At 68.1% G+C, this 19,896-nt stretch carries 19 protein-coding genes and 1 pseudogene; 15 read left to right on the forward strand and 5 right to left on the reverse strand.

From position 1 onward, the window contains the following. Nucleotides 1-146 precede the first annotated feature (146 nt). The gene (locus STARVERO_RS16335; RefSeq protein ID WP_200837923.1) at nt 147-797 is read right to left on the reverse strand and encodes an arylesterase; all 651 of its coding nucleotides are present in this window, start codon (nt 795-797) and stop codon (nt 147-149) included. Between the two features lie 100 nt (nt 798-897). Here STARVERO_RS16335 and STARVERO_RS16340 point away from each other — a divergent pair, with 100 nt between their 5' ends. The 6 genes from STARVERO_RS16340 to STARVERO_RS16365 all read left to right on the forward strand — a co-directional run bounded on the left by STARVERO_RS16340 (nt 898) and on the right by STARVERO_RS16365 (nt 7,962). Further along, a complete protein-coding gene (locus tag STARVERO_RS16340) occupies nt 898-1,626 on the forward strand; it encodes an ABC transporter ATP-binding protein (protein ID WP_159600080.1) in 729 nt (242 codons plus the stop codon). Next, on the forward strand, nt 1,623-4,235 hold the full coding sequence (locus STARVERO_RS16345; RefSeq protein ID WP_159600082.1) for an ABC transporter permease: 2,613 nt from the start codon (nt 1,623-1,625) through the stop codon (nt 4,233-4,235). Before STARVERO_RS16340 ends, STARVERO_RS16345 begins: the two co-directional genes overlap by 4 nt. 160 nt (nt 4,236-4,395) lie before the next feature. Beyond that, nucleotides 4,396-5,178: a Bax inhibitor-1/YccA family protein gene (locus STARVERO_RS16350; protein WP_144340964.1), complete on the forward strand. Its 783-nt coding sequence runs from the start codon at nt 4,396-4,398 to the stop codon at nt 5,176-5,178. A 361-nt stretch (nt 5,179-5,539) separates the two neighbouring features. Continuing rightward, nucleotides 5,540-5,899, forward strand: coding sequence for a DUF1428 domain-containing protein (locus STARVERO_RS16355; RefSeq protein WP_159600084.1), 360 nt, complete (start codon nt 5,540-5,542; stop codon nt 5,897-5,899). 42 nt (nt 5,900-5,941) lie between these two features. Further along, a complete protein-coding gene (locus STARVERO_RS16360; protein ID WP_159600086.1) occupies nt 5,942-6,418 on the forward strand; it encodes a VOC family protein in 477 nt (158 codons plus the stop codon). 101 nt (nt 6,419-6,519) lie between these two features. Beyond that, entirely contained in the window at nt 6,520-7,962 is a 1,443-nt protein-coding gene (locus STARVERO_RS16365) for an NAD-dependent succinate-semialdehyde dehydrogenase (RefSeq protein WP_159600088.1), read from the forward strand. A gap of 73 nt (nt 7,963-8,035) precedes the next feature. On the opposite strand, the gene STARVERO_RS16370 is transcribed toward STARVERO_RS16365, so the two are convergent. Continuing rightward, nucleotides 8,036-9,013 carry an SDR family oxidoreductase gene (locus STARVERO_RS16370; RefSeq protein ID WP_159600090.1) on the reverse strand — a complete coding sequence of 326 codons (978 nt, stop codon included), beginning with the start codon at nt 9,011-9,013 and terminating at the stop codon, nt 8,036-8,038. 92 nt (nt 9,014-9,105) lie between these two features. On the opposite strand from STARVERO_RS16370, the pseudogene STARVERO_RS16375 reads away from it, so the two are divergent. After that, nucleotides 9,106-9,234: pseudogene (locus tag STARVERO_RS16375) on the forward strand (helix-turn-helix domain-containing protein); the annotation flags it as partial. A gap of 63 nt (nt 9,235-9,297) precedes the next feature. On the opposite strand, the gene STARVERO_RS16380 reads toward STARVERO_RS16375, so the two are convergent. The 3 genes from STARVERO_RS16380 to STARVERO_RS16390 all read right to left on the reverse strand — a co-directional run bounded on the left by STARVERO_RS16380 (nt 9,298) and on the right by STARVERO_RS16390 (nt 12,780). Next, nucleotides 9,298-11,505, reverse strand: a complete 2,208-nt coding sequence (locus tag STARVERO_RS16380) for a xanthine dehydrogenase family protein molybdopterin-binding subunit (protein ID WP_159601835.1) — start codon at nt 11,503-11,505, stop codon at nt 9,298-9,300. A gap of 5 nt (nt 11,506-11,510) precedes the next feature. Then, nucleotides 11,511-11,963 (reverse strand): (2Fe-2S)-binding protein, encoded by a 453-nt coding sequence (locus STARVERO_RS16385; protein ID WP_144340970.1) that lies wholly within the window; start codon nt 11,961-11,963, stop codon nt 11,511-11,513. A gap of 193 nt (nt 11,964-12,156) precedes the next feature. Then, complete coding sequence (locus tag STARVERO_RS16390; RefSeq protein ID WP_159600094.1) at nt 12,157-12,780, reverse strand: TetR/AcrR family transcriptional regulator; 624 nt, start codon at nt 12,778-12,780, stop codon at nt 12,157-12,159. A gap of 138 nt (nt 12,781-12,918) precedes the next feature. On the opposite strand from STARVERO_RS16390, the gene STARVERO_RS16395 reads away from it, so the two are divergent. The 8 genes from STARVERO_RS16395 to STARVERO_RS16430 all read left to right on the forward strand — a co-directional run bounded on the left by STARVERO_RS16395 (nt 12,919) and on the right by STARVERO_RS16430 (nt 19,837). Beyond that, complete coding sequence (locus STARVERO_RS16395) at nt 12,919-13,998, forward strand: putative urea ABC transporter substrate-binding protein (protein ID WP_159600096.1); 1,080 nt, start codon at nt 12,919-12,921, stop codon at nt 13,996-13,998. Nucleotides 13,999-14,094: 96 nt separating this feature from the next. Then, nucleotides 14,095-14,913, forward strand: a complete 819-nt coding sequence (locus STARVERO_RS16400; protein ID WP_159600098.1) for an ABC transporter permease — start codon at nt 14,095-14,097, stop codon at nt 14,911-14,913. Further along, entirely contained in the window at nt 14,914-15,750 is an 837-nt protein-coding gene (locus STARVERO_RS16405) for an ABC transporter ATP-binding protein (RefSeq protein WP_159600100.1), read from the forward strand. A 5-nt stretch (nt 15,751-15,755) separates the two neighbouring features. Further along, nucleotides 15,756-17,069, forward strand: coding sequence for an NtaA/DmoA family FMN-dependent monooxygenase (locus STARVERO_RS16410; protein ID WP_159600102.1), 1,314 nt, complete (start codon nt 15,756-15,758; stop codon nt 17,067-17,069). Nucleotides 17,070-17,221: 152 nt separating this feature from the next. Then, nucleotides 17,222-17,677 (forward strand): flavin reductase, encoded by a 456-nt coding sequence (locus tag STARVERO_RS16415; RefSeq protein ID WP_244616920.1) that lies wholly within the window; start codon nt 17,222-17,224, stop codon nt 17,675-17,677. A gap of 197 nt (nt 17,678-17,874) precedes the next feature. Further along, nucleotides 17,875-18,102 carry a hypothetical protein gene (locus tag STARVERO_RS16420; protein ID WP_159600106.1) on the forward strand — a complete coding sequence of 76 codons (228 nt, stop codon included), beginning with the start codon at nt 17,875-17,877 and terminating at the stop codon, nt 18,100-18,102. Nucleotides 18,103-18,335: 233 nt separating this feature from the next. Next, a complete protein-coding gene (locus STARVERO_RS16425) occupies nt 18,336-19,112 on the forward strand; it encodes an SDR family oxidoreductase (RefSeq protein ID WP_159600108.1) in 777 nt (258 codons plus the stop codon). 80 nt (nt 19,113-19,192) lie between these two features. Beyond that, complete coding sequence (locus STARVERO_RS16430; protein ID WP_159600110.1) at nt 19,193-19,837, forward strand: TenA family protein; 645 nt, start codon at nt 19,193-19,195, stop codon at nt 19,835-19,837. The last annotated feature ends 59 nt before the right edge of the window (nt 19,838-19,896 follow it).

Below are 19,896 nucleotides of genomic sequence, written 5' to 3' on the forward strand. Positions count from 1 at the left end.
AACTGCCCCAATGTGTCAATAGCGCAACCGTCCGCGCGCGTCGAGAGCCATGCTCGCGCCGCGTCGATGCCACATTGTCGCCGCTTTGCGACAGCCGGCCGCTCGCCGGACGATGGTCGGACCCGAAAAACGGATATGAACGGCAATCAGCCGGGCTTGCCGGTCGGCAGGGTCGCGATGAAAGCCTCGACCGTCGGCAGGATGCGCTCGACGATCACGTCGACTCCGGCGGGGGTCGGGTGAATGCCGTCAGCAAGGTTGAGCTTGGGCTGCCCGGCGACGCCGTCGAGGAAGAAGGGGTAGAGCGGCACGCCGTATTTCTGGGCGAGGCGCGGATAGATCGGGTCAAAACGCTCCTTGTAGGCCGCTCCCAGATTGGGGGGCGCCTGCATACCGATCAGCAGCACGGGAATGCCCCGCGCCTTTAGCCGGGCGAGGATGGCGTCGAGCGACGCCTCGGGGATCGCCGGATCGAGGCCGCGCAGCGCGTCGTTGGCGCCGAGTTCGAGGAGCACCGCATCCGTCCCGTCCGGCACCGACCAGTCGAGCCGGGCGAGGCCGGCACTCGTCGTGTCGCCGGAAACACCGGCATTCTCGATCACAACATCGTGTCCCCCGGCCTTCAGCGCGGCCTGCAGCCGGGTGGGAAAGGCCTGCCCGGCGGGAAGCCCGTAACCGGCCGTAAGACTGTCGCCGAACGCGACGAGGCGCAGCGGCTCGGCGCTGGCCGGGCCCGCCCCAACAAGGGCAAGGGCGCCGAGGGCGAACAGGAGGTGGAGCAATCGTGACAAGGCCATACCCTTTCGGAAGCAGTGCAGCGCAGCATATGTTGCCGCGAGCCCGCCCCGGAAGGGGCCGCCGCGTTTGACGCTGCGCACCGACGCGCGAAAGGACGACATGCCGCCGCATTCCCAGGCCCAGCCGGCCGCTTCCTCGCCCGCCATCCGTCTCCATGACGTGGAACTCTCCCTCGGTGCCGGCGCGGCACGCGTCCACATCCTCAAGGGCGTGTCGCTGGAGATCGCCCAGGGCGAAGCGGTCGGGCTGGTCGGACCGTCCGGCTCGGGCAAGTCGAGCCTTCTGATGGTGCTCGCCGGCCTCGAGCGCGCCGATTCCGGCCGGGTGACAGTGGCGGGACAGGAATTGACCGGGCTCGACGAGGACGCCCTCGCCCGCTTTCGCGGCCGCCATGTCGGCATCGTCTTCCAGGCCTTCCATCTCATCCCCACCATGACGGCGGTGGAGAACGTCGCCGTGCCGCTGGAACTGGCCGGCCGCAACGATGCCTTCGAACGCGCTGCCGCCGAACTCGCGGCGGTCGGCCTCGGCCATCGGCTCGACCATTATCCGGCCCAGCTTTCCGGCGGCGAGCAGCAGCGCGTGGCGGTCGCCCGCGCCCTCGCGCCGGAGCCGCGCATCCTCGTCGCCGACGAGCCGACCGGCAATCTCGACGAGACGACCGGCCGGCAGATCATGGACCTTCTGTTCGCGGCGCAGGCACGGCACGGCTCGACGCTGGTGATCGTCACCCACGACCCCACGCTCGCCCGCCGTTGCGACCGCACGGTGCGGCTGCGCTCCGGCGTCATCGAGCCCGACGCCGCGCTCGCGGGAACGCCCGCATGAGCACGGACCTCTCCTCCGCCGCGGATTCCGTGCGCCCGGACTCCGGCCCGATCCCGGCAAGCCGCCGCCCGGCGCGCTGGCCCGTACCTCTGCGCTTCGCGCTGCGCGAGCTGCGCGGCGGCCTGCGCGGCTTCGCCGTCTTCCTCGCCTGCCTCGCACTCGGCGTCGCGGCCATCGCCGGCGTCGGTGCCTTCTCGCGTGCCCTCACCGACGGCCTCGCCCGCGAGGGCACCACGCTGCTCGGGGGAGACGCCTCCTTCACCCTCGTGCAGCGCGAGGCAACGCCGGAGGAATACGCCCTCGTCGCCGCCGGCGGACGGGTCTCCACCATCGCCACCCTGCGTGCCATGGCACGCGCCGGCGAAGGCGACGCGCTCAACGCCGCCCTCGCGGAGGTGAAGGCGGTCGACGGCGCCTACCCGATGGTCGGTACGCTCGATCTCGATCCGCCGAAGCCCCTGTCCGCCGCCCTCGCGGCGAACGGGAGCGCCTATGGCGCGGTCGCCGATCCGGCGCTCGCCGATCGCCTCGGCCTGAAGCCGGGCGACCGCTTCCAGCTCGGCGAAGCCCAGCTGACGCTCACCGGCCTGATCACCCGCGAACCGGACTCGCTCTCCACCGGCATCGGCTTCGGCCCGCGCCTCATGGTCTCGCTCGACGCGCTGCGCGCCTCGAATCTGCTGCAGCCGGGCAGCCTCGTGCGCTGGCAGTACCGGGTCCGGATGAATGATCCGGGCAACCTCGCCAGCTTCGTGGAGACGGTGCAGAAGGACGCCCCGGACGCCGCCTTCGAGGTGCGCACCCGCGAGGCCGCCGCGCCGCGGCTGGAGAACAACGTCCGGCGCTTCACCGAGTACCTCACCCTTGTCGGCCTCACCGCGCTGCTCGTCGGCGGCGTGGGCGTCGCCAACGCGGTGAAGAGCCATCTCGACGCCAAGCGCGGCGTCATCGCCACCTTCAAGAGCCTCGGTGCGCCGGGCGCCACCGTCTTTGCCATCTACCTCACCGAGGTCGGGCTGATCGCACTGGTCGGCATCGGCATCGGCGTCGCGGTGGGCTCCGCCCTGCCCTTCCTCGCCAATGCCGCCTTCGGCCACCTGCTGCCCATTCCCATCGAACCGAGCCTCCAGCCGGCAGCGCTGGCGCTCGCCGTCGCCTATGGCGCGCTCATCGCGCTCGCCTTCGCGCTCTGGCCGCTCGGCCTCGCCCATGACGTGCCGGTCTCGGCGCTGTTCCGCGAGCGGGTGGAAGGGGGACGGCGCCGGCCGCGCCTGCTCTATATCGGCCTGACAGCGCTGGCCGTGCTGGCCCTCGCCGCGCTGGCCGTCCTCGCGTCGGAAGACCGGCGCATCGCGCTCATCTATCTCGCCGCCGCCGCGAGCGTGCTGATCCTGCTACGCCTCGTCGGAGCGGGCATCATGGCGCTGGCCCGCCGCCTGCCGCGCCCGCGCTCCACCGCGCTGCGGCTGGCGCTCGCCAACATCCACCGGCCCTCGGCGCTGACGCCGACCATCGTACTGTCGCTTGGCCTCGGCCTGACGCTGCTGGTCACGCTGGCGCTGATCGACCGCAGCCTGACGCGCGAGCTCACCGCCAACCTGCCGGAACAGGCGCCGAGCTTCTTCTTCCTCGACATCCAGAGCGCCGATGCCGACCGCTTCGCCGCCTATCTCGGGCAGAAGGCCCCGCAGGGCGAGGTCGAGACCGTGCCGATGCTGCGCGGACGGATCATCTCGCTCGGCGGCAAGCCGGCCGAAAGCCTCACCCCGCCGCCGGAATTCGCCTGGGTGCTCTCCTCCGACCGCGGCGTCACCTATGCGCAGACGCTGCCGGAGGGCTCGCGCCTCGTCGCCGGTGACTGGTGGGCGGCCGATTATGCCGGCCCGCCGGTGGTCTCCTTCGAGCGCGAAATCGCCGAAGCCTTCGGCTTGAAGATCGGCGACGAGGTGACGGTCAACGTGCTCGGGCGCACCATCACCGCCACCATCGCCAACCTGCGCGACGTCGAATGGGAGCGGCTCGCCATCAATTTCGTGATGGTGTTCTCGCCGAACACCTTCGCCGGCGCGCCCCACACCTCGCTCGCCACCCTCACCATGCCCAATGGCGGCGACGAGGCGGCGGAGCGCTCCATCGGCCGAGCCGTGGCGACCGATTTCCCCGCCGTCACCGCGGTGCGGGTGAAGGAAGCGCTGACGCAGATCGGCGAGATCGTCGCCAATCTGCTGACGGCGATCCGCGGCGCCAGCCTCGTCACCCTGCTGTCGAGCGTGCTGGTGCTGGCGGGGGCGCTGGCGGCGGGCCAGCATCATCGCGTCTACGACGCCGTGATCCTGAAGACGCTCGGCGCCACCCGGACCCGGCTCGTCGCCGCCTATGCGCTGGAATACGCGGCGCTCGGCCTCGTCACCGCCGTCGTCGCCATCGGTGCCGGCACGGCCGCGGCCTATGTGGTGGTGGTCTATGTGATGAAGCTCACCTTTGCCTGGTCGACGGGCGCGGCGCTCGGCGCGGTGGCGGCAGCGCTGCTGCTCACGGTCGGCTTCGGGCTGATCGGCACCTGGCGGGCGCTCGGCCAGAAGCCGGCACGCATCCTGCGCAACCTGTGAGGCGCACGGCAACCGCTGCGTGCTGCTACGGCATTCCTGTCGCAAACTTCACTTGCGGCAGGGCGATACGGCCCTCATATTCCCGGTGACTTCCCGCGAACCGCGCCGGCATTCCGCCTGCAGCGTGGCGGGACAAGGGGTTATCGGGAGAAGATCCGCCATGTCCGACTATGACCGCAACGTCTCCGTGCCGCGCTTCGGGGCGACCGCGGCGCGGACGCAGGCCGAGATCGACCAGGGCCTGCGCGCCTATATGCTGCGCGTCTACAACTACATGACGCTCGGCCTCGCCATCACCGGCGCGGCAGCGCTGGGCATCTTCATGCTCGCCGTCTCCGACGTGCCGACCCAGGCCGCCATCGCGCCGGGCGTCTACCTCACCGATCTCGGCGTCGCGCTGTTCTTCAGCCCGCTGCGCTGGGTGGTGATGCTCGCCCCGCTCGCGGCGGTGTTCTTCCTCAGCTTCCGCGTCGACCGACTGAGCGTCAGCGCCGCGCAGGGCATCTTCTGGCTCTATGCCGCGCTCGTCGGCGTGTCGCTCGCCAGCATCTTCCTGGTCTACACGCATGAGAGCATCGTCCGGGTGTTCTTCATCACCGCAGCGGCGTTCGGTGCGCTGAGCCTCTACGGCTACACCACCTCGCGCAGCCTGTCCGGCATGGGCTCCTTCCTGATCATGGGCCTGTTCGGCATCATCATCGCGGCGGTGGTGAACATCTTCCTCGCCTCCTCGATGTTGCAGTTCGTCATCTCGGTGGCGGGCGTGCTGGTGTTCGCGGGCCTCACCGCCTACGACACCCAGCGCATCAAGGAGATGTACTTCGCCGGTGACGACGACGTGATCGCCGGGCGCAAGGCCATCATGGGCGCGCTGTCGCTGTATCTGGATTTCATCAATATGTTCCTGATGCTGCTCCAGCTCTTCGGCAATCGGAACAACTGACGCGGCTCCAGCCCTCACCGAATAAGGAAAACCCCGGCTCGCGCCGGGGTTTTTTGTTTGTCTGCCCGCCGTCTCGCGCGGCGGCGATGTCCGCATCAGATATTTTGATTGGCGACGCCGGTTGTCTCGGCAGGCCGCCGCCCTTAATCCATTTAGACATGCCGTTACGGCAGGCGCGCCAGCGAGGTGTCCCTATGCCTGACAGCCCACGCAGCCTTGGCGGACCTCGGCTTCATGTATTCGCGCCGCTTCGAGGATCCCGAAGGACACATCTGGGAAGCGTTCTGGATGGATACGCAAGCCGCGGACACGGACACGGCCGAGACATTCTGATCCCAGCCAGGAACCGGAGGAGGAAAGCATGAGCTACGTCGACGGATTCGTCCTCGCCGTACCGACCAGCAACAAGGACGCCTACCGGGCAATGGCGGAGAAGGCGGCGCCGATCTTCTTCGACCACGGCGCCCTCCGCCTGATGGAATGCTGGGGCGACGACGTACCGGACGGCAAGGTCACCGACTTCCGCATGGCGGTGAAGGCGACACCGGAGGAGACGGTGGTGTTCTCCTGGATCATCTGGCCCTCCAAGGAGGTGCGCGATGCCGGCATGAAGTCCTTCATGGAGGATCCCCGCCTGAAGGAGATCACCGACATGCCCTTCGATGGCCAGCGCATGATCTTCGGCGGCTTCGCGCCGCTCGTCGACATGGCGAAGAATTAGCGTGGGCCGCAGCCAAACTCCGCATTCGGCAAGGAGACCGCGATGCACCCCATCCGCACCTGCCTCTGGTTCGACGGCAAGGCCGAGGAAGCCGCGCATTTCTACGTCTCGCTGCTCCCGAACTCGCGCATCGAATCCGTCAACGCCTCCCCCGTCGATACCCCCGGCAACAAGGCGGGCGAGATCATAACGGTGGAGTTCACGCTCAACGGCGGCGCCTATCTCGGGCTCAATGGCGGCTCGCACTACCAGTTCACTCCGGCCGTCTCCCTCATCGTCCCCTGCGACACCCAGGAAGAAATCGACCGGCTGTGGAGCGCGCTGTCGGACGGCGGCACGCCGGTGCAATGCGGGTGGATCACCGACCGCTACGGTCTGTCCTGGCAGATCACGCCGCGCGTGCTCCTCGCCATGATCAAGGACCCCGACACCGCCAAGGCCAAACGGGCGATGGAAGCGATGTTCGACATGGTGAAGCTCGACATCGCCGCGCTGGAGACCGCCTATCATCGAAGCTGATGCGCGCCGGCAGCGTTGTCCCCTCCGGGCGCGGGCGCTACATAGCCTCACCCGGCGCCGGCCATGAGGGCCCGCACCGTGCGTTGCGGAGGCAGGCCTACATGAACTGGTCGGATTTCAAGCGCGAGGCGAACTTCATCGGCGGCCAATGGGTGCCGGCCGACAGCGGCGGCGCCATCGACGTGACCAACCCGGCGACGGGCGAAGTCATCGGCACTGTGCCGAATGCTGGCGCCGTGGAAGCGCGCCGCGCCATCGAGGCCGCCGACAAGGCTTTCGCGAGCTTCTCGCGCACCACGGCGGACGAGCGCGCCAAGCTGCTGCGCCGCCTCCACGCCGCCATCATGGACAATCAGCGGGCGCTGGCCGAGCTTCTCACCATCGAGCAGGGCAAGCCGCTCGCGGAATCGATGGGCGAGGTCGGCGCCAGCGCTGCCTATGTGCTGTGGTTCGCCGAGGAGGCTCGCCGGGTCTATGGCGACGTCATCCCCTCGCCCTGGGGCGAGCGGCGCATCCTCACGCTGAAGCAGCCGGTCGGCGTGGTCGCCGCCATCACCCCGTGGAACTTCCCCTCCTCCATGCTGGCCCGCAAGATCGGCCCGGCGCTGGCGACGGGCTGCACCTCGGTGGTGAAGCCGGCGACGCAGACGCCCTATTCCGGCCTCGCCTGGGGCGTGCTCTGCGAGCAGGCCGGCTATCCCGCCGGCGTCGTCAACATCCTCACCGGTTCCGCCTCGGCCATCGGCGGGGAAATGACCGCCAGCCCGGTGGTGCGCAAGATCACCTTCACCGGCTCCACCCCCATCGGCAAGATCCTGATGAAGCAGGCCGCCGACACGGTGAAGCGCGTCTCCATGGAACTCGGCGGCAACGCGCCCTTCCTGGTCTTCGACGACGCCGATCTCGACAAGGCGGTGGAAGGCGCCCTCGCCTCCAAATACCGCAACTCCGGCCAGACCTGCGTCTGCGCCAACCGCTTCTACGCCCAGGCCGGCATCTACGACGCCTTCGTCGAGAAGCTCGCCCAGGCCGCCGCGAAGCTGAAGGTCGGCCCGGGCCTGGAGGAAGGCGTGGTGCAGGGCCCGCTGATCGACGACAAGGCGGTCGCCAAGACCGAAAGCTTCGTCGCCGACGCGCTCGCCAAGGGCGGCAAGGTCGTCGCCGGCGGCCAGCGCCACGCGCTCGGCGGCCAGTTCTTCCAGCCGACGGTGATCGCCAACGCCACCTCCGAGATGAACTTCGCCCGCGAGGAGATCTTCGGCCCGGTGGCACCGGTGTTCCGCTTCGAAACCGAGGAAGAGGCGGTGAAGCTCGCCAACGACACCGAGTTCGGCCTCGCCTGCTACTTCTACACGCGCGACCTCGCGCGCGCCTTCCGCGTCTCGGAAGGGCTGCGCTACGGGCAGGTCGGCATCAATGCCGGCGTCATCACCACGGAAGTAGCGCCCTTCGGCGGCGTGAAGGAATCCGGCGTCGGCCGCGAGGGCTCGAAGTACGGCATCGACGAGTATCTCGACATCAAATACGTCTGCGTCGGCCTCTGAGCCGGCCGGAAACGGAAAGGGCGCGCCGACGGCGCGCCCTTTCTTCATCAACTGCCATGCCGCCGGACATCTCTCAGGCCGCCATGCCCATCGCCGCCGGCCCCTCGAGACACCCCAGCCCGACGAGCGATGCCCGCACCGCAGCGTCGAGCGGGGTATGCGGTTCCCCGCCGAGCCTTTCGACCAGCCGGCGATTGTCGAGCCGCACCGGCTCCTCCCAGAGATAGCGCATCTCCGCCAGTTCGCGGAACAAGGGCACGAAGGGGCCGGCGAGGCGCATCGCGCCCCAGGGCAGGCGGCGCACCGGCAGGCCGGGTTCACCGAGGACACGGCGGAGCGCGCCGATCATCCGTCGGCCATCCGGATCCCACTGCCCGTCCATGTGGAAGCTCTCGAACGAACCAAGGTCGTCGCGCTCCGCCAGCCGGGCCATGGTTTCAGCCACATCCGGCACATACGCCCATTGATGGCCAATGCCGTCCCTGCCGGGATAGGTGAGCACGCGGGGGCGGCTGCCGGCCTCCACCAGCGCCTGCCCGAACCAGCTGTTTCCGGCGTGCGGACCAAAGAAGTCGCCGGCCCGCACGATCAGCACGCGGATGTCGCCGGCCTGCGCCGCCGCGCGCAACCGCCGCTCCATCTCGACGCGGATGCGCCCCTTGCGGGTGAGCGGGTTTTGCGCCGCCGCCTCGCCGATGCACGGAAAGGCGTCTGGTCCGTAGTTGTAGACCGTACCCGGCAGCAGCACCCGCGCCCCAACGGCTCGGGCGGCGCCGATGGTGCCGTCCAGCATCGGCAGCACAAGCCTGTCCCAGTCGCGATAGCCGGGCGGGTTCACCGCGTGCACGATGAGCGACGCTCCCTCGGCGGCCCGCTCCACGTCGGGCGCGTTCAGGGCGTCGCCGCGCTCCCATTCGACGCCGTCGCGCTGCCCGAGCTCGCCCGAACGCGAAAGTGCCCGGACGGTCCAGCCGCGCCCGACCAGATTGCGCGCGACCTCGCCGCTGATCCCGCCGGTCGCTCCGAGTACCAGTGCCGTCTTCGCCATCATTTCGATCTCCTTCGTGCTGGTGAAGGGAAAGATGGCGTCACATCGAACTAAACGAAATTGCGCAATTTTGTACAACCGATATACATGAATAGATGAACACGGAACCGAGCTGGGACCTTTACCGGAGCTTCCTCGCAGTGCTTGAGGAACGCTCGCTCTCCGGCGCGGCACGGCGGCTCGGGCTGACCCAGCCGACGCTCGCGCGCCATCTCGACGCGCTGGTCGAGGGCATGCGAACGGCCACCGCCTAGAAGAGAGGCCGGCTTTCGCCGGCCTCTCCATTCTCACGCCTTGAAGTCTTCCAGCCGGAACGGCAGCGAGCGCAGCCGCTGGCCGGTGGCGTCGAAGATGGCGTTGGACAGAGCCGGGGCGACGCCGGGGACGCCGGGCTCGCCGATGCCGGTCGGCGCGTTGGCAGAGGGCACGATGTGGACCTCCACCTTCGGCATCTCCGACATGCGCAGCGGAACATAGCCGTCGAAATTCGCCTGCTCGACCACCCCCTTGTCCAGGGTGATCTCGTCGTGCAGAGCCGCGCCGAGGCCGAAGCCCACGCCGCCTTCGACCTGCGCGGCGATCACGTCGGGGTTGACGGCGATGCCGCAATCGACCGCGCAGACCACCCGGTCGACCTTGATCTGGCCGTTCACCACCGACACGTCGATCACGCTGCCGACCACCGTGTTGAAGCTCTCGTGGAGCGCGATGCCGCGGCCCTTGCCGGTGCCCGCCTTCTCGCCCCAGTTGGCCTTCTCCGCCAGCAGCTTCAGCACGCCGGTATGGCGCGGCTTGTCCTTCAGGAGTTCGAGGCGGAACTCCACGGGATCACGCCCCGCCGCACGGGCGAGCTCGTCGATGGTCACTTCCACCACATGGGCGGTGTGGGTGTGGCCGACCGAACGCCACCACAGCGTCGGCACCTTCACCTGCGTGGTGTGCAGGTCCACGGCGAAGTTGCCGATGTCGTAATTGGTGTCGGCCGCCCCTTCCACCGAGGTGCCGTCGACCCCTTCCTTGATGGCGAAGGCCTCGAAGGGCGTGCCGGCCATGAAGGACTGGCCGACGATCTGCTGCTCCCAGCCGGCGATCTTGCCGTCCGCCGTCAGGCCGGCTCGGACCTTGTGGTAGAACATCGGACGGTAATAGCCGCCCTTGATGTCGTCCTCGCGGGTCCAGACGAGATGGATCGGCGCCTTGCCGTCGGTCGCCTTGAGGATGGTGGCCGCCTCAGCGACATAGTCGGCAGGCGGATTGGCGCGCCGTCCGAAGGACCCGCCAGCCCAGACCGTCTCGATCTTCACCTGCTCCGGCTTGAGGCCGAGGACCCCGGCCGTCACCGCCTGCTCGATGGTCTGGAACTGCGAGCCGGCCCAGATCGTCACCCCGTCGCCGGTCTTCTCGATCACGCAGTTGAGCGGTTCCATCGGCGCGTGGGCGAGATAGGGAAAGGCGAACTCGGCCTCGACGGTCTTGGCCGCGCCGGCGATGCCCTTGGCCGCGTCGCCCTTGCGGGCGGCGGGCAGGCCGGCCGTGGCGGCGAGCTTCTTGTACTCGTCGAGCAATTCGGCGGTGCCGCGCATCTCGGCGCCCGCCTCGTCCCAGACGATATCGGCCAGCGCGTCGCGGCCCTGGATCGCCGCCCAGGTGTTCTGCGCGAGAACGGCAATGCCGGCCGGCACCGCCACCACATCGACCACGCCGGGCACCTTCTTCGCCGCCGCGGCGTCGAAGCTCTTCACCGTGGCGCCGAAGCGATCCGGCCGCCGGATCACGGCGGTCAGCATGCCCGGGCGGCGGATATCGAGCGCATAGACCGCCTTGCCGTCGGTCTTCTCAGTCGAATCGAGACGCGGCAGGCGGGTGCCGATGAGCGTGAAGTCCTTCGGATCCTTCAGCTTCACGTCCTTCGGCACGTCGAGCCTGGCCGCCGCCTCGGCGAATTCGCCGAAGGAGCCGGAGTGGTTGCCGCTCGTGAGCACGCCCTTCTCGACGCTGATGCTCTCGGCCGGCACGCCCCATTTGGCGGCGGCCGCCGCGACCAGCATGTGGCGGGCGGCGGCGCCGGCCTTGCGAAGCTGCTCCCAGCTATTGGCGACCGAGGTCGAGCCGCCCGTGCCCTGCACCGGGCCGAAGAGCAGGTTGTTGTAGAGCTGCGCGTCGGCGGGCGCGAAGGCGGCGCGCATCTGGCTCCAGTCGGCGTCGAGCTCTTCCGCCACGATGGTGGCGAGGCCCGTGGTGACGCCCTGGCCCATGTCCAGGTGCTTGATCAGCACGGTAACGGTGCTGTCCGGCGCGATGCGCACGAAGGCGTTCGGCATCGGCCCGTCGGTCATGGCGGCGGCGAGCGCCTCCACCGGGCGCAGATGCACGCCGATGACGAGGGCGCCGGAAGCGGCGGCGATCCCTTTCAGGAAGCCGCGGCGGGAGGGTGCCACCTCTTTGGTGAAGCGCGCGAGCATTACGCGGTATTGGTCAGGGGTGATGATGTGCATGGCGATCACGCGAGGTTCGAGGCGGCTTCGTGAATGGCCGCGCGGATGCGCTGGTAGGTGGCGCAGCGACAGACATTGCCGTCCATGGCGCTGTCGATGTCCTCGTCGGTCGGCTTGCGGTTCTCGCTCAGCAGGCCGACGGCCGACATGATCTGGCCGGACTGGCAGTAGCCGCACTGCACGACATCAAGCTTCCGCCAGGCCGCAACGACGGCCTCGCCGACCTCGCCCCCGACCCCCTCGATCGTGGTGACGTTCTTGCCCTCGACATCGGCAAGCGCCGTCTGGCACGAACGCACGGGCACGCCGTCGACATGGACCGTGCAGGCGCCGCACAGCGCGGCGCCGCAACCGAACTTGGTGCCGGTCAGACCGACAATGTCGCGAATCGCCCACAGCAGCGGCATCTGCCCGTCTGCCTCAAGGGTGCGTTCGCTTCCGTTGAGCGTGAATTTCATGTCTCGCCCTCTCCGTTTGCGGGATGAGGACACGCAAAGACACACGGCCGGCGTTGCCCCCGGCACCCGGCCACCCTTCTCTCTGCGCTCCCACGGGAAGGCTAGGCTTCATGACGGCCATCATCTAATCACCTATCCGTGACAGGCTGACCGTTTCGCCAGAACTTTGCCGGGTGATATCTCCGCCGCCGGCTCAGGCCACCGCCTCGGCGGGAACGCCCAGCGTGGTGCGCACGAAATCGGCGAGGTCGAGGATGTCCTCGACGATCCGGTCGTCACCACGGCTGGCCGAGGCGTAGAAGATGCCGTCCAGTATCAACCCGATGCGCCGCGCGGTGCGCGCGATGTCGACGGGAGCGAATTCGCCGCTCTCCACGCCGCGCTGCAGGGCCTCCTCCAGAAGCTGCTTCTCGCGGCCGTAGAAACCGGCGATGAGCGCATCGACCTCCGCGTCGCGCAGGCCCGAGCTCGCATAGTCCGACATCAGCTTGACCATGAGGGCGAGCGTGGGCGCCAGTTCCACGTGGGCGTCGAGCCAGGCGAGGATCTCCGCCAGCGGCGCCAGCCCGGCGGCGCGGCGCTGCTCATATCCGATCATGAGCTGCTCGATCGCGTGCCCAAGGGCGCGGCGCACGAGGTCGTCCTTGTTGTCGAAGTAGTGGTAGAGCAGCCCGACATTGATGTCGCAGACCAGCGCGATGTCGCGCACCGTGACCACGGAGAAGTGGCGCTCGGCGAACAATCTCAACGCTTCGTCGAGGATCATTCCCCGCCGCTCGGCGGGCTGGAGGCGCTTGCGCGCCGGTCGTGCGGCCATGCGTTTCCTCCGTATTTGTACGGAATTTTCTGCCTTGCTCATATGCTATGCGTGCCCATTTGTTGGGCTTGCCTAATCATATTAAGTCACCGTTTAATAATCCGGTCCAGCCCTTTTCAGCGACCGGAGCCACCCCTCATGAAGCGTATTTTCAGGGCCGCCGTCGTCTTCGCCGGCCTCGCCGCCGCCGTTCTCTCGGGAATGCCCGCGGCACAGGCCGCGCCCAAGAAAAGTTTCAAGGTCGCCTACACCGTCTATATCGGCTTCATGCCGTTCGCCTATCTGAAGTCGTCCGGCCTCATGAAGAAATGGGCGGACAAGTACGGCATCGACGTCGAGATCATCCAGGCCAACGACTATGTCGGCAGCATCAACCAGTTCATCGCCGGTGAGATCGACGCGGTCGGCGTGGCCAGCATGGACGGCCTGACGATGCCGGCGGCCGGCGGCGTCGACACCTCCATCTTCCTCATCACCGACTATTCGAACGGCAACGACATCGTCGTCTCCAAGTCGGCCAAGGAGGTGAAGGAACTCGCCGGGCAGGACGTGTACCTGCTGCAGTATTCCGTCTCGCACTACCTGCTGAACCGGGCGCTGCAGCTCGCCGGCATCGACGATCCCACCGCCGCCAAGACGGTGAACATCTCGGATGCCGAGATCTCCGCCGCCTTCGTCTCGCAGGACGCGATGAAGCACGCGGTGTCGTGGAAACCGCTGACCGAGGACATGCTCAAGGTCAAGGGCACGACCAACCTGTTCGACAGCTCCAAGATCCCCGGCGAGATCATGGACGTGTTCATCGGCAACACGCAGACGCTGAAGGACAATCCGGACTTCGCAAAGGCGGTGGTCGGTGCCTGGTATGAGGCGCTCGGCATCCTCAAGGCCGGCGGCGCCCCCGCCGAGGAAATGCGCGCGGTGATGACCAGCGCCATGGGCACGGATGCGAGCGGCCTGCAGGCCCAGCTCGACACCACCCACTTCTTCTACACCGCCGGCGAGGCCGCCAGCTTCCTGCTATCGCCCGAGAACGCGAAGATCTGGAACAGCATCCGCACCTTCTGCTTCCAGCAGGGCCTGTTCGGCCAGGGCGCGACGAGCGTCGACTCCATCGGCATCGAGGTCGCCGACGGCACGGTGCTCGGCGACAAGGCGAACATCAAGCTGCGGGTGAATGCGAGCTTCACCAAGGAAGCCGCCGACGGGAAGCTCTGAGGCTTTCCCGCCCCCGATCCCCGGCGCGCCGGCTCCCTGCCGGTCCGGCGCGCCCTCCGCTCCAAGGCCCCCGCACCGTCCGCACGGAAGGCCCTCATGCGCCGCATCATCAATTACGTGCCCCGCCCGGGCGTCCGGCTGATCCTCGCGTCCCTGCCCTTCATCCTCGCTCTGGCGGTCTATCTCCTCGCCTCCAACGCCCGTCTCGCGGTCGAGCCGGCCGACAAGCTGATGCCGAGCCTCGCCACCTTCTGGGCGACCATGGTGCGCATGGCGACGACGCTTGACGTCGCCACGAAGCAATACTTGCTGTGGTGGGATACCTGGCTCAGCCTCTGGCGGCTCTTCCTCGGCCTCGGCATCTCGGCGCTGCTGGGGCTGGTGCTCGGCATCGTGGTCGGCTTCATCCCCTATCTGCGCTCGACCTTCGAGCCGTTCTTCGCCGCCTTCTCGCTGATCCCGCCGCTGGCGGTGCTGCCGATCCTGTTCATCCTGTTCGGCCTCGGCGAGGTGTCCAAGATCGTGCTGATCGTCTTCGGCATCGCGCCCTTCATCATCCGCGACGTGATGCTGCGGGTCTCGGCCATCCCCACCGAGCAGATCATCAAGGCACAGACGCTCGGTGCCTCGACCTGGCAGATGATCACCGGCGTGGTGCTGCCGCAGGTGATGCCGCGCCTGATCGACTCCGTCCGCCTTTCGCTCGGCGCCGCCTGGCTGTTCGTCATCGCGGCGGAAGCGATCACCGCCGAGGGCGGGCTCGGCTACCGCATCTTCCTGGTGCGTCGCTATCTCGCGATGGACGTGATCCTCCCCTACGTGATCTGGATCACCCTGCTCGCCTTCCTCATGGACTATGCGCTGCGCCGCCTCGCCGCCGCCGCCTATCCCTGGGATCGGATCAAGGCGGCCTGAATGACCACGATCGTCTTCGACAACATCTGGAAGGAATATGGCGAGCACGTCGTGCTCGAGCGCGTGAACCTCGCGCTCGACGACCACGAATTCCTCGTCATCATCGGCCCCTCGGGCGTCGGCAAGACCACGCTGCTGCGCATGCTGCTCAGCCAGGAGATGCCGACGCGCGGAAGAATCCTGATCGACGGCGAGCCGATCGCCGCCGAGCCCACCGCCGACCGCGGCGTGGTGTTCCAGCGCTACTCGGTGTTCCCGCATAGGACCGTGCTGGGCAACGTCATGATGGGCCCGCAATGGGCCGCTTCGCCCATCCTCGGCCGCCTCTTCGGCGCCCGCCGCCGGGCGCTGGAGGAACGGGCCATGGCGCTCTTGGCGCGGGTCGGCCTCGCCGAGCACGCGGCCAAATATCCCGCGCAGCTTTCGGGTGGCATGCAGCAGCGCCTCGCCCTAGCACAGGCGCTGATCATGAAGCCCAAGGTGCTCCTGCTCGACGAACCCTTCGGCGCCCTCGACCCCGGCACGCGCAAATCCATGCACGAGCTGGTCGGCGAGCTGTGGGAGGAGAACCGCATGACCATCGTCATGGTCACGCATGACCTTCCCGAAGCCTTCCTGCTCGGCACCCGCGTCGTGGCGGTGGATCGCCGCCGTACCGACCCGCAGGCGCCCGAGCGCTTCGGCGCCACCATCGTCTCCGACTTCGAAGCCAAGTGCCGCAGCGTGCGCGAATCCCGGCTGTTCGAGGCGGAGCGCGAGCGGGCGCGCCTCACCCTCGTTTCCGGACGTTCCCTGCCGCAGGACGACGCCCTCGTCCCGGCGCTCGTGAAGGACTGACTGCAATGGCCGACAAGCGCTTCCACCTCGCCTGGTTCATGAACTTCACGCCCGACGAGTGGCGCGAGCCCTTCGGGCAGGGCGGCAATCCGTGGGACGGGCAGTTCTACATCGAGATGGCCCAGGCGATGGAGCGCGCCTGCTTCGACCTCATCATGATCGAGGACAAGCTGATGGTGCCGGAGACCTATGGCGGCTCGCGCGACCTCTCGCTCAAGCACGCCATGATGGTGCCGAAGGCCGATCCGGCGCCGCTCGCCGTCGCCATGGGCATGGCCACCAGGCATCTCGGCGTGGTCGCCACCATGTCGACCATGGCCTACCCGCCCTTCATGCTGGCGCGCCTGTCCTCCACCATCGACAGCCTGACCAAGGGCCGCTTCGGCTGGAACGTCGTGACCAGTGCGGAAGACCTGATGGCGAAGAATTTCGGCATGGACCAGCTGCCGCCGCGCGAGGACCGCTACGCCATGGCGGACGAGTACATGGAAGTGGTCGGCAAGCTGTTCGACAGTTGGGAGCCGGACGCCGTGGTGCTCGACCGCAAGAACGGCATCTATGCCGACGGGTCGAAGGTCCACACCGTCGATCATGACGGGCAGTTCTACAAGGTGCGCGGGCCGCTCAACACCGTGCCCTCGCCGCAGCGCCGCCCGGTCTACCTGCAGGCCGGCGCCTCGCCGCGCGGGCGCGACTTCGCCGCCCAGCATGCCGACGCCATCGTCTCGGTGGCGAACGGCGTCGAGGGCATGAAGGCGTTCCGCGCCGACATCCGTGCCCGCGCCGAGAAGATCGGCCGCAACCCGGACGACATAAAGGTGTTCTTCTGCATCACGCCGAGCCTCGGCGAGACCGAAGCCGAGGCGCGCGCCCGCTATGAGAACGTCACCATGTCGGACAATTTCGCCACCGACGTGCTGATCTCCATCTCCGCCATCACCGAGATCGACTTCGCCCAGTACGACCTCGACAAGCCGCTGCCGGAGAAGCTGGTGACCAACGGCGAATCCGGCACGCTCGACAAGTTCCAGCAGTGGGGAAGCGGCAAGACGCTGCGCCAGCTGGCGGCCGATGGCGGCGGCGGCCTCGTCTCCTCCATGGAGCTGATCGGCACGCCGGCGCAGGTCGCCGAGAAGATGGGCGAGGCGATGGCGGAGGTCGGCGGCGACGGCTTCCTCATCACCACGCCGGTGCTGCGCGTCTCGCGCCGCTACATCACCGAGATCTGCGACGGGCTGGTGCCTGAGCTGCAGCAGCGCGGCCTTGTGCGCACCGAATACAAGCACCAGCTGCTGCGCGACAATCTGCGCGAATTCTGACGCGAGGCGGGGCGCCTGAGCCGCGCCCCGCGTGACAGGCCGGCCGCTGCCGGCAGAAGGAGACGGGCATGGGCACATCCGCGCCGCTCGACGAGACGATTTCCGGCTCCACCAAGGCGCCGGCCATCACCCGCGAGCAGTATCGCGACGCCATGGCGCGGCTCGGCGCGGCGGTGACCATCGTCACCACCGACGGGCCGGGCGGGCGCGCCGGCTTCACCGCCTCGGCGGTGTGCTCGGTCACCGACAGCCCGCCGACGCTTCTGGTCTGCCTCAACAAGAGCTCGTCGGCCGCCCATGCGGTGCACGCCAACGGCGTGGTCTGCGTCAACACGCTGGCCGCCGGCCACGAGGCTCTGTCCAACCTGTTCGGGGGCCGCACGCCCGCCGAGGAGCGCTTCGCCGCCGGCCAGTGGCACACCTCCGCCACCGGCGCGCCGATCCTGGTCGGTGCGGTCGTCGCCTTCGACTGCCGCATCGTGCGCACGGTCGAGGTCGGCACGCATGACGTGCTGTTCTGCGAGGTGGTCGGCCTCGCCGAGGGCGGCGGGCGGGAAGGGCTCATCTATTTCAGCCGCCGCTACCACGCCGTGACCGACCTGTCCTGAGCCGGACCGAAAAAGTCCCGCCGCTCGCGTATATGTGCGGGATATCCGGATCGACCAAACGGCTTACCTGGCCATAAACTAACTTTCCCCCTCCTCTTAAGGTTGATCACCTTGGGGATTACATGGAAGTACGTGCCTGCATCGGACGTCCGTGTATGATGGCGCCCGCTGGGGTGCGTGTTTGTTGAGGCACGACGATGATGGACCACAGCAAGATCATCGCGCTTGTCGCGCTCGGCACGGCACTCGCCATACCGCTTGCAACGCCGATCACGGCACATGCGCAAACCCAATATGCTCCACCGACCTTTCCCTGGCTGCGGCAGCACACGGCGGCGACCGGCCCGATAAACCAGGCCGCGCTCAACGGCGATGCGGCCATTCGCTGGCAATCGACGATCAATTCCTATGCGCGCGGGCACTGACAACGGGATCTGCCCCCCACCGCAGATGCACGAGAGGAGGCGTAGCCGGCAGAGCTGCGCCTTTTCGCGTCGAGGACGGCCGTCCCCCACCCGAATGCCCTTGGGCCGAATGCCCTTGGGCGCGGGCATGCGGTCCCACATCCTCCCTTTTCCGCGTTGCTAACGGGTGGCGCCCGGCAACACGCCGCGCCAGAGTGACGGCGATTCGCCCTCCTCACCTCCAGGCGCCCCCAATGAACGACACTACCGCCCCCTTCCGTCTCGACGGCCGCACCGCTCTTGTCACCGGCGCCGGTCGCGGCCTCGGCTTCGAGATGGCGCGATCCCTCGCCGCCGCCGGCGCGCATGTAGCGATCAACGGGCGCGATGCGGAACGGTTACGGCAGGCAGCAGCGGCCATTGAGGCGGCGACGGGCCGCCCGGTCGCCATCGCCCCCTTCGACATCGCCGACACCGCCGCTGGCCGCGAGGCGATCGCCGCCATCGTCCGCGATCAGGGCCGTCTCGATATCCTCGTCAACAATGTCGGCGCTCGCGACCGCAGGCCGCTAAAGGATTTCTCGCCGGAGGAGGCGGGAGCGCTCATCGCCACCGACCTCGTCGCCCCGATGATGCTGGCCCGCGAGGCCGCCGAGCGGATGGTGGCTCACCGGCATGGCCGGCTGATCACCGTCACTTCCATCGCCGGCCATGTCGCCAACCGGCACGACCCCGTCTACACCGCCGCCAAGGCCGGACTGACCGGGCTGATGCGCGCGCTCGCCGTGGACTATGCGCGCGAGGGCATCACCAGCAACGCCATCGCGCCGGGCATGTTCGCCACGGAGACCAACCAGGGCCTCGTCGACAACGCCGACTTCTCCGCCTTCGTCGACATCCGCGTACCGGTCGGCCGCTGGGGCCGCCCGCACGAGATCGGCGCCGCCGCCGTCTTCCTCGCCTCCGACGAGGCCTCCTTCGTCAACGGGCATGTTCTCGTGGTCGATGGCGGCCAAACCGTGCGCATGTAGCGCCGCCCGCTCTCGACGTGGCTTCCCTCGCGCCCTAGAACGCCAGCCGATTCGGAAAATCGGCCGTCAGGGAGGACGAGATGGGCTTCAGCGAGCGCCTGCGCGGCGAGAACGCGGACGACTGGAACGCCGCCGTCGGTCATCGCTTCGTCGACGAGATATTCCGGGGCACCGTGACTCCCGACGTCATGCGCCGTTACCTGACACAGGACTACCAGTTCATCGACGGCTTCGTCGCTCTGCTCGGCATGGCCATCGCCACGGCCGATCGCTTCGAGTCGCGCATCCGGTTCGCCCAGTTCGCGGCAATGATCACCAGCGACGAGAATACCTATTTCCAGCGCTCCTTCGACGCGCTCGGCGTTCCCGCGGCGGAACGCGAGCATCCCGTCCTGACCGCACCGACGACCGGCTTTCAGGCGCTGATGAGGGAAGCCGCCGCCAGCCGCCACTATGCGAGCTGCCTTGCCGTCCTCACCGTGGCGGAATGGCTCTATCTGTCCTGGGCCGACCGTCCCGGCGCCCTGCCTCCGGCGGATTTCATCCATGCCGAGTGGATCACGCTGCACAACAATGACGGCTTCCGGGGCTTCGTGACCTGGTTGCGCGGCGAACTGGACCGCGTGGGTGCGGCAGAGGACGAACCGGGCAGAGCGGTCGCCACGGCCTTCTTTCGTCGCGCCGTCGTGCTGGAACGCGCCTTCTTCGATCACATCTACGACTGATTCGAGCAAACCACTTCCGACGTCCTTGCCCTGGCTGTGCAGGCATCCACTGCCCCGAG

This window comes from Starkeya nomas (assembly GCF_902703545.1).
GTDB classification, from domain to species: domain Bacteria; phylum Pseudomonadota; class Alphaproteobacteria; order Rhizobiales; family Xanthobacteraceae; genus Ancylobacter; species Ancylobacter moscoviensis.